This window comes from Streptomyces sp. 2114.4 (assembly GCF_900187385.1).
Taxonomy (GTDB): domain Bacteria; phylum Actinomycetota; class Actinomycetes; order Streptomycetales; family Streptomycetaceae; genus Streptomyces; species Streptomyces mooreae.
Map to the genome: position 1 here is coordinate 4,312,998 of NZ_FYEY01000001.1, position 12,575 is coordinate 4,325,572.

The 12,575-nt window shown below is 70.8% G+C and carries 11 protein-coding genes, 1 tRNA gene and 1 other RNA gene; 10 read left to right on the forward strand and 3 right to left on the reverse strand.

The window, feature by feature from the left end; all coding sequences use genetic code 11:
* Together CFW40_RS18975 and CFW40_RS18980 are read right to left on the reverse strand one after the other, a co-directional pair.
* Positions 1–330, reverse strand: coding sequence for a type VII secretion target (locus CFW40_RS18975; protein ID WP_088799018.1), 330 nt, complete (start codon positions 328–330; stop codon positions 1–3).
* Positions 331–835: 505 nt separating this feature from the next.
* Positions 836–923, reverse strand: a tRNA-Ser gene (locus tag CFW40_RS18980).
* 131 nt (positions 924–1,054) lie between these two features.
* On the opposite strand from CFW40_RS18980, the gene ffs reads away from it, so the two are divergent.
* The 10 genes from ffs to CFW40_RS19030 all read left to right on the forward strand — a co-directional run bounded on the left by ffs (position 1,055) and on the right by CFW40_RS19030 (position 12,269).
* Positions 1,055–1,153, forward strand: an RNA gene (gene ffs / locus CFW40_RS18985) — signal recognition particle sRNA small type.
* A 45-nt stretch (positions 1,154–1,198) separates the two neighbouring features.
* On the forward strand, positions 1,199–3,802 hold the full coding sequence (locus CFW40_RS18990; RefSeq protein WP_088799019.1) for a DNA polymerase III subunit gamma and tau: 2,604 nt from the start codon (positions 1,199–1,201) through the stop codon (positions 3,800–3,802).
* Positions 3,803–4,146: 344 nt separating this feature from the next.
* Positions 4,147–4,497 (forward strand): YbaB/EbfC family nucleoid-associated protein, encoded by a 351-nt coding sequence (locus tag CFW40_RS18995; RefSeq protein ID WP_088799020.1) that lies wholly within the window; start codon positions 4,147–4,149, stop codon positions 4,495–4,497.
* A gap of 51 nt (positions 4,498–4,548) precedes the next feature.
* Positions 4,549–5,148, forward strand: a complete 600-nt coding sequence (gene recR, locus CFW40_RS19000) for a recombination mediator RecR (protein WP_018089931.1) — start codon at positions 4,549–4,551, stop codon at positions 5,146–5,148.
* Positions 5,141–5,803, forward strand: coding sequence for a DUF5063 domain-containing protein (locus CFW40_RS19005; protein ID WP_088799021.1), 663 nt, complete (start codon positions 5,141–5,143; stop codon positions 5,801–5,803). Before recR ends, CFW40_RS19005 begins: the two co-directional genes overlap by 8 nt.
* Before the next feature lie 323 nt (positions 5,804–6,126).
* A complete protein-coding gene (locus CFW40_RS19010; RefSeq protein WP_088799022.1) occupies positions 6,127–7,398 on the forward strand; it encodes an aspartate kinase in 1,272 nt (423 codons plus the stop codon).
* Positions 7,395–8,510 (forward strand): aspartate-semialdehyde dehydrogenase, encoded by a 1,116-nt coding sequence (locus CFW40_RS19015; RefSeq protein ID WP_088799023.1) that lies wholly within the window; start codon positions 7,395–7,397, stop codon positions 8,508–8,510. The genes CFW40_RS19010 and CFW40_RS19015 overlap by 4 nt, the downstream gene beginning before the upstream one ends.
* A gap of 593 nt (positions 8,511–9,103) precedes the next feature.
* On the forward strand, positions 9,104–9,682 hold the full coding sequence (locus CFW40_RS19020) for a SigE family RNA polymerase sigma factor (RefSeq protein WP_256331395.1): 579 nt from the start codon (positions 9,104–9,106) through the stop codon (positions 9,680–9,682).
* Positions 9,679–11,283 carry a hypothetical protein gene (locus CFW40_RS19025; protein WP_088799025.1) on the forward strand — a complete coding sequence of 535 codons (1,605 nt, stop codon included), beginning with the start codon at positions 9,679–9,681 and terminating at the stop codon, positions 11,281–11,283. The genes CFW40_RS19020 and CFW40_RS19025 overlap by 4 nt, the downstream gene beginning before the upstream one ends.
* An 80-nt stretch (positions 11,284–11,363) precedes the next feature.
* On the forward strand, positions 11,364–12,269 hold the full coding sequence (locus CFW40_RS19030; RefSeq protein ID WP_088799026.1) for an SURF1 family protein: 906 nt from the start codon (positions 11,364–11,366) through the stop codon (positions 12,267–12,269).
* A gap of 56 nt (positions 12,270–12,325) precedes the next feature.
* On the opposite strand, the gene CFW40_RS38960 is transcribed toward CFW40_RS19030, so the two are convergent.
* Positions 12,326–12,568 carry a hypothetical protein gene (locus CFW40_RS38960; RefSeq protein ID WP_176956265.1) on the reverse strand — a complete coding sequence of 81 codons (243 nt, stop codon included), beginning with the start codon at positions 12,566–12,568 and terminating at the stop codon, positions 12,326–12,328.
* Between the last annotated feature and the right edge of the window lie 7 nt (positions 12,569–12,575).

Below are 12,575 nucleotides of genomic sequence, written 5' to 3' on the forward strand. Positions count from 1 at the left end.
TCAGGCCCCCTGGTACCGGGGCACGGACCGCAGGTGGCCGATGGCGGCCTGGTCCGCGTCCTGATAGCGGGAGGCGTTGATCCGCAGCCGGTCAGCGTCGCTCTTGAGTACGTCGGGAAGGTGCCCCAGCGCCTTGACGGTGCTGCTCAGCAGCTTCTGATACTTCTCCGTGGCGCCGTCACAGGCACCGAGGATGCCGAATGCCTCTCCGACCTCCGACGCCGTCGCCGTGAACGTATGGATCGGGACGGCCAGGCCCTTCGCTTCCCGGTCGAATGTGCCCGCCAGTTCCGTCAGCACCGTGGGATCGACACCGAACTGCCCGCTCATCCTGCTTCCCCCTGTTCGCGTACACACAAGGCTTCAGTGGTACGTCGGGAAGCAGTCACTGAAAAGGACCTTAACGAGTTCGGAGTGCGCAATTGGCATGCCTTTTAACTCCATGGACCCACCCGGATCCGGACATGACCAAATCCGGGCACGACCATTGCGGAATGCGGCCCTGGCCGACGGCGTGCCGGCGAGCGCGGCTGGAAGCGGAGCCGACGCCGATGCCGCACTCGGCTCCGCCATCCCGTACGTGATCCAGTGGCAGGCCGCAGCCGGCAGATGGCGGCGCCGGCCGGCTGAGCTGCCGCCCAGGGGCCCGGTACTCCTCGATTCGATCGGCCACGCTGCGCACGGACGTCGACTACCGCGCTTCACGTTTTCGAGCAGGAGCAGGAATGACTCTCGATCGGGGAGACAGGGACCAGGGCGGAGAGCCGAGACGCAGAACCGCGAAGGGCCCCACCGCAAGCGGTGGGGCCCTTCGACGTTGTGCCCGGTGAGGCACTGGCGGAGGATACGAGATTCGAACTCGTGAGGGGTTGCCCCCAACACGCTTTCCAAGCGTGCGCCCTAGGCCACTAGGCGAATCCTCCGCCGCAAACAATACAAGACGTTGGGGAGTGCTCGCGACCATGATCGTGGGGAGGGGGTCGGAGGGGGAGGGGAGCGGGTCCGGGGTGGGGTGTGGGTTCGTTTCCCGGGCGGGGGATCCGCTACTGTGGTGCGCAGCCCCTCACGTGGCGCTATCTGACTGAACTCCCCCAGGGCCGGAAGGCAGCAAGGGTAGGTCGGCTCTGGCGGGTGCGTGGGGGGCGCTTGCGTTTACGGGGCCCGTCGGTTGTCAGTGCGGCCCGATATCGTCGTATGCGTGTCGTCCCTTGCGCTGTACCGCCGCTACCGCCCCGAGACCTTCGCCGAGGTCATCGGGCAAGAGCACGTGACCGATCCGCTGCAGCAGGCACTGCGGAACAACCGGGTCAATCACGCTTATTTGTTCAGTGGGCCGCGAGGTTGTGGCAAGACGACCAGTGCGCGGATCCTGGCGCGCTGCCTCAACTGTGAGGAAGGTCCCACTCCCACGCCCTGCGGGACGTGCCAGTCCTGTCAGGACCTGGCCAGGAACGGCCGGGGCTCGATCGATGTGATCGAGATCGACGCGGCGTCGCACGGTGGCGTGGACGACGCCCGTGAGCTGCGGGAGAAGGCGTTCTTCGGGCCGGCCAGCAGCCGGTACAAGATCTACATCATCGATGAGGCGCACATGGTGACCTCGGCGGGCTTCAACGCCCTGCTGAAGGTCGTCGAGGAGCCGCCGGAGCATCTGAAGTTCATCTTCGCGACGACCGAGCCCGAGAAGGTCATCGGGACGATCCGCTCGCGTACGCACCACTACCCGTTCCGGCTGGTGCCGCCGGGGACCCTGCGGGAGTACCTGGGCGAGGTGTGCGGTCGGGAGGAGATCCCGGTCGAGGACGGGGTGCTGCCGCTGGTGGTGCGCGCCGGGGCCGGGTCGGTGCGTGACTCGATGTCCGTGATGGACCAGCTGCTCGCCGGCGCCGGTGCGGACGGTGTGACGTATGCCATGGCGACGGCATTGCTGGGGTACACCGACGGCTCGCTGCTGGATTCGATCGTGGAGGCGTTCGCCGCGGGGGACGGCGCAGCGGCCTTCGAGGTCGTGGACCGGGTCATCGAGGGCGGCAACGACCCGCGGCGTTTCGTCGCGGACCTGCTGGAGCGGCTGCGGGACCTGGTGATCCTGGCGGCGGTGCCGGACGCGGGGGAGAAGGGGCTGATCGACGCCCCCGTGGATGTGGTGGAGCGGATGACGGCGCAGGCGTCCGTCTTCGGGGCGGCCGAGCTGAGCCGGGCCGCCGATCTGGTCAATACGGGTCTGACGGAGATGCGCGGGGCGACCTCGCCGCGGCTGCAGCTGGAATTGATCTGTGCGCGGGTGCTGCTGCCCGCGGCGTACGACGACGAGCGGTCGGTGCAGGCGCGGCTCGACCGCCTGGAGCGTGGCGCCGGTGCGGCGCTGCTGGGCGGCGGCGGGGCCGGTGGCATGAGCGGCGGTGCGGGCGCCGGGGGAGGCCCCGGGGCCGGGCCGGCGCCCGTGGTGGCGTCCGGTGGTGGGCCCGCGGCCGGATATGTACCGGGGCCGGAGGCTCATCCGGCGATGCCGGCGACCGGGCCGTCCGGACCGGCCGCACCGTCCGGGCCGGCCGCCGCGCGTGCCGCGGTGCGGGGCGCGGCGAACGGCGGTACGGCGGGCCCTGCGGGGGCTCCCCCTACTCCGGCTCCGTCCGCGCCGGCTCCGGCCGCCCCCGCAGTGTCCGGCGGAGAGCAGCAGTGGGGTGACAGCGGTGGCGGGGCGGCCCCGCAGGGCGGCCCGGCGTCCGCTCCGCAGGCCGAGGCGCAGGGCGGTGGCCGTGACGGCGCGGCAGCGCGCCCCGGAGCCTGGCCCGGGAGCACGGGCCGGGGCCCTGGCGGCGGCGCAACCCATGGCGGCGGAGCCAATGGAGGCGGCGGAGCCAGTGGGGGCGGCAATGGTCCCGGTGGCGGGCGGCAGCCCGGTGGGTGGCCCACGGCCGTGGCGCCGGGGCAGGGGGGCCAGGCGCCGCAGGGCGGGTCGCCCGCGCCCGCGCCTTCACCCGCGCCCGCACCCTCACCTTCGCCCGAGCCGGTGGCCGGCCCGCCCGCGCCGCCCGTATCCCAGCAGCCCCAGACCGGGGCCGCTCCGGGGGCGGCGCAGGGTGCCGCTCAGGTGCGGCAGATGTGGCCGGACATCCTGGAGGCGGTGAAGGACCGCCGGCGTTTCACGTGGATCCTGCTGAGCCAGAACGCCCAGGTCTCCGGCTTCGACGGCACGACGCTCCAGATCGGCTTCCCCAATGCCGGCGCCCGCGACAGCTTCGCCAACGGCGGCAGCGAGGACGTCCTCAAGGACGTACTGGCCGAGCGGTTCCAGGTGCAGTGGCGGGTCGAGGCGATCGTCGACCCGTCGGGCGGGGCCAACCCGCCGGCCGGCGGCGCTCCCCGTAGTGGCGGTGGCGGCTTCGGCGGCGGAGGGGGCGGCGGCTTCGGCGGTGGGGCGACCGCCGCGTCCGAGCAGGGCGGACAGCAGTCCCCGCCCCAGCAGGGCGGCCCGTCGTCGCCCCCGTCGTCCGGGAGCCAGTACGGGCAGCACGGGCAGGGCGGCGGCGCGGCCGGTGGTGGCAGCGGCAGCGCCGGCGGCAGCCAGGGCGCGCGGATGGCGCGGGAGGCCGTCTCCCCGTCGGCGTCCGCGGGCGGCGGGCAGCCGGCGCCCCGGGCGGAGGCCTCCTACGTGCCGCCGGAGCCCCCGCCGACATCGATCGAGTACGACATGCCGGCCGAGGACGATCCCGACCTCGTCGACTCCGCGCTCAGCGGACACGACCTGATCGTCCGCGAACTCGGCGCGACCGTGGTGGAAGAGTTCAACAACGAGTAGTCGAGTGGGGGAAGAGTGCAACAACACGTGGGCGTGCAGCAGCAGCAAGTGGTCACGTAACAACGAGCGGTTTTGTAGCAGCGAGTGGTCGTGTAGCGGCAGCGAGTGGATGAGCGGGAAGGCCCAACGGGAGGGGGCTTCCACGGTGCGTAGCCGGCTCGGCGGCACCGCGTAGGCAGCGCGGCGGTGCGCGGGCAAGTCCGGGGTGCGGGGCCGGAGAACGGGTAAGCGGGCGTACACCAGGCGTACACCCGTGCTCCTCCCTACGGCGTAGGGCGCGGGGCCCGTGAAACACGTAGGCTCGGGCTACCGCACAAACGTTGTCGTATGGCAGGAGTCACGTCGTGATCCCCGGTGGTCAGCCCAATATGCAGCAGCTGCTTCAGCAGGCCCAGAAGATGCAGCAGGACCTCGCGGCCGCCCAGCAGGAGCTCGCGGAGACACCCGTCGAGGGTTCCGCGGGCGGCGGCCTGGTCAAGGTCACGGTGACCGGCTCCGGTGAACTCACGGGCCTGGTCATCGACCCCAAGGCGGTCGACACCGACTCCGCCGAGGAGACGGCCGAGACGATCGCCGACCTCGTGCTGGCCGCGGTCCGCGATGCCAACGCCAGTGCCCAGCAGCTCCAGCAGCAGAAGCTCGGTCCGCTCGCCCAGGGTCTGGGCGGTGGCGGAATCCCGGGTCTCCCCTTCTGAGGAGTAGCCAACTAGCGTACGCATCACGGCAGAAGAGAAAGAAGACGTTCCGTGTACGAAGGCGTGGTCCAGGACCTGATCGATGAGTTGGGCAGGCTGCCCGGCGTCGGTCCCAAGAGCGCGCAGCGGATCGCCTTCCACATTCTTCAGGCCGAGCCCACCGATGTCCGCCGGCTCGCGAATGCGCTGATGGAGGTCAAGGCGAAGGTCCGGTTCTGCGGCACCTGCGGCAATGTGGCGCAGGAGGAGCAGTGCCGGGTCTGCCTGGACCCGAGGCGTGATCCGGCGGTCATCTGCGTCGTGGAGGAGCCCAAGGACGTCGTGGCGATCGAGCGGACGCGTGAGTTCCGCGGTCGCTACCACGTCCTCGGGGGTGCGATCAGCCCGATCGAGGGCGTGGGACCCGACGACCTCCGGATCAGGGAACTGCTGGCCAGGCTCGCGGACGGCACCGTCACCGAGCTGATTCTGGCCACCGACCCGAATCTCGAGGGCGAGGCCACGGCCACGTATCTGGCCCGCATGATCAAACCCATGGGCCTGAGAGTGACGCGGCTGGCGAGCGGTCTGCCGGTCGGAGGCGATCTGGAGTACGCGGACGAGGTCACGCTCGGGCGGGCCTTCGAAGGGAGGAGACTTCTCGATGTCTGATGCCACGCTGCACAACGCGACACAGGACCCGGACGACTTCGCCGTATCGATCTCCGACTCGGTCGAGAGTTTCATCGTCGCGGTGACGGAGGTCGCCAAGGGTGACGAACCGGACAGCGCGGTGCCCTTCCTGCTGCTGGAGATCTCCCAGCTGCTGCTCACCGGCGGCCGTCTGGGCGCCCACGAGGACTTCGTTCCCGACGAACGGTACGAGCCGGACACCGGCCCGGAGCCGGACGTCGACGAGCTGCGCGAGCGCTTCGCCGCCCTGCTCGACCCGGTGGACGTCTACTCCGAGGTCTTCGATCCGTATGTGCCGCGTAGCGAGCCGGTCGCCAGCCGGATCTCCGACGACCTGGCCGACATCATCACCGACCTGCGGCACGGCCTGGCGCACTACCGGGCGGGCCGGGTCAGCGAGGCCCTGTGGTGGTGGCAGTTCTCCTACCTGTCCAACTGGGGCCCGACCGCCTCGGCCGCCCTGCGCGCGCTGCAGTCGCTGGTCGCCCACGTACGCCTCGACCAGCCGCTGGTCGAGCTGGACGGCCTGGACACCGACAGCGGCGTCACCGGCGACGAGGAACGGCTCGCCGAGGAGGCCGGAAAGGTCATGGTGGCGGAGATCGCGGGGCCACTGGGGCTGCGGGGAATGTGAGCCGGGGGCGTCCGCCCCGTGGGTCTCTTCGCCGTGGCCGGAGCTTGTGACCTGGGTTACGTTTTCGTGTGTACTGCCCAGAAGCGGGCATGTGCTCGCCGAGCGGGCGCGACGGTGCGCCTTGTGGAGCCGCCTCGGGACGTGAGAACTCACGGGACAGGTGATCACGGTGAAAATCCGTGATCAACCAGTGAGTCGCATGTCTCACGATGTGGTATCAGCAGGGCGGATTCCGCTTGCTCGTTAGACTGAGCCGACCGCAGTACCCCCATTTCCGGGGGTCCGGGAGGAAACTCCCGATGAGACAGTTGCGAGGAGCGCACGTGGGCCTTGTCGTGCAGAAGTACGGCGGCTCATCCGTTGCGGATGCCGAGGGCATCAAGCGCGTTGCCAAGCGAGTCGTCGAAGCCAAGAAGAACGGCAACCAGGTTGTCGTGGTGGTTTCGGCGATGGGCGACACGACGGACGAGCTGATCGATCTCGCGCAGGAAGTGTCCCCGATCCCGTCGGGGCGCGAGTTCGACATGCTGCTGACCGCCGGAGAGCGGATCTCCATGGCCCTGCTGGCGATGGCGATCAAAAACCTCGGTCACGAGGCGCAGTCCTTCACCGGTAGCCAGGCAGGCGTCATCACCGATTCCGTGCACAACAAGGCACGGATCATCGACGTCACGCCGGGCCGCATCAAGACCTCCGTCGACGAGGGCAATATCGCCATCGTCGCCGGATTCCAGGGTGTGTCCCAGGACAAGAAGGACATCACGACGCTGGGGCGCGGTGGGTCGGACACGACCGCCGTCGCGCTGGCGGCCGCCCTGGACGCCGATGTCTGTGAGATCTACACCGATGTGGACGGTGTCTTCACCGCCGACCCCCGGGTCGTGAAGAAGGCCCGGAAGATCGACTGGATCTCCTTCGAGGACATGCTGGAGCTGGCCAGCTCCGGATCCAAGGTGCTGCTGCACCGCTGCGTCGAGTACGCACGCCGTTACAACATCCCGATCCACGTCCGCTCCTCGTTCTCGGGGCTGAAGGGCACATGGGTCAGCAACGAACCGCAAGGGGACCAGCCGATGGAGCAGGCAATCATCTCGGGCGTCGCACATGACACCTCCGAGGCGAAGGTCACGGTCGTCGGAGTCCCGGACAAGCCGGGCGAGGCCGCGCGCATCTTCCGTGCGATCGCGGACTCCGAGGTCAACATCGACATGGTGGTGCAGAACGTCTCCGCCGCGTCGACCGGTCTGACCGACATCTCCTTCACGCTGCCCAAGGCCGAGGGCCGCAAGGCCGTCGCTGCCCTGGAGCGGACCCGTGCGGCGGTGGGCTTCGACTCGCTGCGTTACGACGACCAGATCGCGAAGATCTCGCTGGTCGGCGCGGGGATGAAGACCAACCCCGGGGTCACGGCGACGTTCTTCGAGGCGCTGTCGAACGCGGGCGTGAACATCGAGCTCATCTCGACCTCCGAGATCCGTATCTCGGTTGTCACCCGTGCCGATGACGTCAACGAGGCTGTACGGGCCGTGCACACCGCCTTCGGTCTCGACACCGACAGTGACGAGGCCGTGGTCTATGGCGGCACCGGCCGATGATTCCGGCCGAGGCGGGCCGTCCGTCCCTCGCCGATACGGCGTGGGCGGACGCCCGTAAGGCCGCCAAGCCGCATCTCGCCGTCGTCGGCGCCACCGGCGCCGTCGGCTCGGTCCTGCTCGGCATCCTGTCCGAGCGGGCCGACATCTGGGGCGAGATCCGGCTGATCGCGTCTCCCCGCTCGGCCGGCCGCAAGCTGACCGTGCGAGGTGAACAGGTCGAGGTCGTCGCGCTGAGCGAGGAGGCCTTCGACGGCATCGATGTCGCGATGTTCGACGTCCCCGACGAGGTCTCCGCGCAGTGGGCACCGGTCGCGGTGTCCAAGGGCGCGGTGGTCGTGGACAACTCCGGCGCGTTCCGGATGGACCCGGACGTGCCGCTGGTCGTGCCCGAGGTCAATGCGCACACGGCGCGGGTGCGTCCGCGCGGCATCATCGCCAACCCGAACTGCACGACGCTCTCGATGATCGTCGCGCTGGGGGCGCTGCATGCCGAGTACGGGTTGAGCGAGCTGATCGTCTCCTCGTACCAGGCCGTTTCCGGGACGGGCAAGGCCGGCGTCGACACCTTGCGCGCTCAGCTGTCCGCGGTGACCGGTACGGAGCTGGGCACCACGCCCGGCGATGTGCGCCGGGCCGTCGGGGACACGCTGGGGCCGTTCCCGGCGCCGATCGCCCTCAATGTCGTGCCCTGGGCCGGCACGCTCCGGGAGGACGGCTGGTCCTCCGAAGAACTCAAGATCCGTAACGAGTCCCGCAAGATCCTGGGGCTGCCGGATCTGCCGGTCACCGCCACCTGTGTACGGGTGCCGGTGATCACCACCCACTCCCTGACCGTGCACGCCCGGTTCGAGAACGAGGTCTCGGTCGGCGGTGCGCACGAGATCCTGGCCGCCGCCCCCGGGGTCGTCCTCAGCGACGACCCGGCCGAGGACGAGTACCCGACCCCTGCCGATGTCGTCGGTACGGATCCGACCTGGGTCGGACGGGTGCGGCGCTCCATGGATGATCCGCGGGCGCTGGAGCTGTTCGTGTGCGGGGACAATCTGCGCAAGGGAGCTGCCCTGAACACGGCGCAGGTGGGGGAGCTGGTGGCGCGGGAGCTTCGGGGATAGAGCGGGATGCCCCTGAGGGGAGAGCCTGATGCCCTTAGGGGTAGGGCGGACCCCCGTGGGGGTGCGGTGGTGGGTCCGGTCCCTTGAGGGGGCCGGACCTTTAAGGTTGCGGCGGGATACCGGTGCGGGCTCCGGCCGTGGTGGGGAGCCGAGTTGGCGGGATCGGGCGTCGTGTGCCCACCGCCTGGGGGATACTTCGTGGAGCGTGTGAAGATTCTGTGAGCGGATTACCGGTCCGAACCTCTTGATCTGGACTGACGGCCTGTTCGGCCATTCGCTCCCCGCCAGACTGCAACCGGCAGTTGGGCGGGGAGCGTCTTTGTGGCCGCCCGCAGGGGTGGCCCGGGATGTCCGCGGGTCGCAGGGTGAGGCCGCGGTATCGGGGAATTCGCGTCGGGCAATGAGGGCATTCAGGAAGAGCTGGTGCGCATGAGGGCATTTGATGCATCGTCAAAAGCGGTGCCTTGCGCGTACAACCCTTATAGGGGGAAGCGTGTCCAACAAGCGTGGCAGAGGTACTCGGATTCACCATCGCCCCGGCGGGGGCTGCGGGCGCGACAGTGCGCCCGCCGCGGTCCCTTGCGTCCGGGGGCATGCCAGTGATCGCTCCCTGGCCCACCACCACGCGTCCCGCGCAGATTCCTCCGCAGCGTGGGGACACTGACGACGCGATGGCAGCGGGCACCACAGTCGACCACCTCACCGAGACCTACCGCGCGCACTACCGCTCCCTGCTCGGTCTCGCCGCGCTGCTCCTCGACGACACCGCCTCCTGCGAGGACGTCGTCCAGGAAGCCTTCATCCGCGTGCACTCCGCGCGTGGACGCGTGCGCGAGCCCGAGAAGACCCTCGCCTATCTGCGGCAGACGGTCGTCAACCTCTCGCGCTCCGCGCTGCGCCGCCGCATCCTCGGTCTCAAGCTGCTCTCCAAGCCGATGCCCGACATGGCGAGCGCCGAGGAGGGCGCCTACGACCTGCTGGAGCGGGACCAGCTGATCCAGGCGATGCGCGGTCTGCAGCGCCGGCAGCGTGAGGTGCTGGTGCTGCGCTACTTCGCCGATATGACCGAGGCGCAGGTGGCCCAGACGCTGGGCATATCGCTCGGTTCCGTCAAGGCCTACGGGTCGCGGGGCATCGCGGCGCTCCGCGTCGCGATGGAGGCTCCCGCATGAGTGGCACGACGCGTGGCCGGTACGACCCGTTCGACTCGTGTGGCCCGTCCGGCGCGGCCCGCCAGGGGTACCCGGCCGCGTCGGGCCGGCCGCTCGGACCGGTTGCGTCGGGCCGGTCGCTCGGCCCGGTACGTGAGCTGTACGCGGCGCGCGAGGCGCAGGGGCATCCCGGAGGCGAACGGGGAGCCGGTCATCCGGGCGAGGAGCCGGGGGCGGGCCGCCCGGGGGACGAGCTGCGCGCGGGCCTTCGGCGGGGCGAAACGGCGTGGCGAGGCGCGAAATCCGGCCAAAATTCCGGCGACGGCGATGACATCGGTGTCGCGGAGCAGGCAGCTGCCGGTGCGGACGACGTAGCCGCAACTACGGACGACGCGACGGCGCGCGCCGGGGGAGCACCCGTGGGCACGGCAGGGGGCCCGCTCGGTGCCCTGGCCCGAGCGGACGCCGGTGAGGGGCCCGACGGTCATACGTATGGCAGCGACAGCGAGGAGCACACCGGCACCGCCTTCGGCGGCGGCACGGGCGACGGCCACGGCCGCAGCCACCCCACCGGCGGCTTCGGCGGCTTCGGTGGCGAGGACGACCTGAGGCGGCTGCTGCAGTCCAGCGTCGGCGGCCTCGAACCCGCGCCCGACGCGCTGGAACAGCTGCGCCGCGCGGTGCCCGCCCGCCGTCAGCGCCGTCGCCATGCCGTCCTGGGCGCGGCCGCCGCGCTGCTCCTCGGCGGGACGTCCATCCCCGCCATGGTCCACGTGGTGAACCTCGCCGACGGCTCCGAGGAACGGGCCGCCAAGGCGGCAAGCAACCAGTACGCCCAGGGCGGTACCGGCGGCGCACACGGCGAAGGCACCGAGCAGGCCGGCCCGCGGCCGAGCCGGCAGGGCGGCGAGACGCCGGGCGGCGGCGCGCCGCAGGGCGATGGCCAGGCCAGGGGGAAGAACGGCGCGGGCCCCGGGGCGGGTGCCGGCACCCCCGGCCCGGACGAGACCATGGACGTCACCTCGCCGGCCTGCGGGCGCAACCAGCTCGGCAACGGCAGCAGCACCGTCGGTCCCGCGGACTCCACGGGCCGCATCTACGGCACGTTCCGGGTGGTCAACACCTCCGGCGCCGCATGCTCCGTCGAGGGCGGCGGCACCGTCGGGCTGGTCGCACACGGCTCCACCAACCCTGACCACATCCATGTCGTCGACCACACCTCGGGTGATGAGGCCACCGGCCTTCCCGACCCGGCCACCACCCCTGACCAGCTGGTTCTCAAGCCGGGGCAGGCGTACGAGGTCAAGTTCGCCTGGATCCCGCAGTCCGGCGGCGGCACCACCGGATGCGTCAATCCCGGCCCCTCGCCCACCCCCGCGCCCTCCAAGGACCCGGGGCAGTCGCCGGACGCCGGGGCCACGGCGGCGGGCGACAGCGGTGGCGGCAGCGGCAGCGGTGGCGGCCAGGCGGGCGGCGACGAGGGATCCGGGGGCGGCAGCGCGTCCGGTGGAATCGTTCTCACCCATACGCCGGAGGCCGGCGAACCCTCCGCGGCCGACGCCAAGGTCACGGACGCCTGCGCCGGAACGGTGTACCGCACCGAGGCGCTGGCCGCGCCGTAGGGGGCGGCGGCAGGGGCATGGCCGGAGGAGGCCGGAGGGGGCGGTGCGGCCCCGTCGCACGGGCCCCGTACCGTGGTGGTGTGTACCGGTTCCTGCTGACCCCGCGGTGGTGGGGAATCAATGTGTTCGCCGTACTGGCGATTCCGCTGTGCCTTTTCATGGGCAGCTGGCAGCTGAGCCGCTTCGAGGACCGCGTCAACACCCATCAGCAGCAGGAGGACCGCTCCGCCCGGGCCAAGACCGAGGCGGCCCGTCCGCTGGGCGGTCTGCTGCCCGTCGACACGGTCACCTCCGGACGGCAAGCCAGCGCCCGCGGGCACTACGACACCGGGCACCAACTGCTCGTACCGGACCGCACCTTGAAGGACAAGCACGGCCGGCAGCAGGGCTTCTACGTCCTCGATCTGCTGCGTACGGACGGCGGCAAGGCGCTGCCGGTCGTACGGGGCTGGCTGCCCGGCGACGCCGGTTCGAAGGCCGACACGGCCAAGGTGCCCGCGCCGCCCAAGGGCGAGGTGACGGTCACCGGCGCGCTGCAGGCCTCCGAGAACCAGGGCACCGACGGTGTGCAGGCCGGCGGCGGGCTGCCACAGGGACAGCTCGGCATGATCAGCGCGGCATCGCTGGTCAACATCGTGCCGTACGAGGTCTACGACGCCTGGATCACCCTCACCGACACCCAGGCGCCGCTGCGCGCCGTCCCCCCGGCCGCCGCCGAGGGCAGCGGCCTGGACCTCAAGGCCTTCCAGAACCTCGGCTACACCGGCGAGTGGTTCGTCTTCGCCGGCTTTGTCGTCTTCATGTGGTTCCGGCTCTTCCGCCGTGACGCCGAAGCCGCCAGGGATGCGGCGCTGGGAATCGTGGCGGAGGAGGACCCGGTGCTGGGGGGAGCCCCAGGGCGAGGTCCGGCGCCGGAGGGGGGCGCGGCTCAGGGCGAGGAGCGGGGCGCCGGCGAGGGTGCGGCGGCCCCGGCCCCGCGGGCCTGAAGCCGGCCGCCGGGACCCCGCTACTGCGACCGTGTTGCACCTGGTCAGAGGCTGTATCACGGCAGTAGCCGCAATCGGATCGGCGTGCCACGGTAGGCCATATGGCAGGCAAGAGCACCCACCCGCATGGTCATGATCACGCCCGTCACCCTCAGCGCCCCCCTCACCCCCCTCACGCCCATGAGGCCCAGGGCCACCACCCCCATCCCTCCGGTCACGGCCAACCCGGCCACCATGAACGCCAGGAGCACCGTGACCGCCAGGGTCACCATGGCCACCACGTTCACCGTGATCGTCATGACCACC

Coding starts and splice junctions, on each gene's coding strand:
- CFW40_RS18975 (WP_088799018.1), bottom strand. CDS start 330: ATGAGCGGGCAGTTCGGTGTCGATCCCACGGTGCTGACGGAACTGGCG.
- CFW40_RS19005 (WP_088799021.1), top strand. CDS start 5,141: ATGTCTGATGCCACGCTGCACAACGCGACACAGGACCCGGACGACTTC.
- CFW40_RS19015 (WP_088799023.1), top strand. CDS start 7,395: ATGATTCCGGCCGAGGCGGGCCGTCCGTCCCTCGCCGATACGGCGTGG.
- CFW40_RS19020 (WP_256331395.1), top strand. CDS start 9,104: ATGCCAGTGATCGCTCCCTGGCCCACCACCACGCGTCCCGCGCAGATT.
- CFW40_RS19025 (WP_088799025.1), top strand. CDS start 9,679: ATGAGTGGCACGACGCGTGGCCGGTACGACCCGTTCGACTCGTGTGGC.
- CFW40_RS38960 (WP_176956265.1), bottom strand. CDS start 12,568: ATGACGATCACGGTGAACGTGGTGGCCATGGTGACCCTGGCGGTCACG.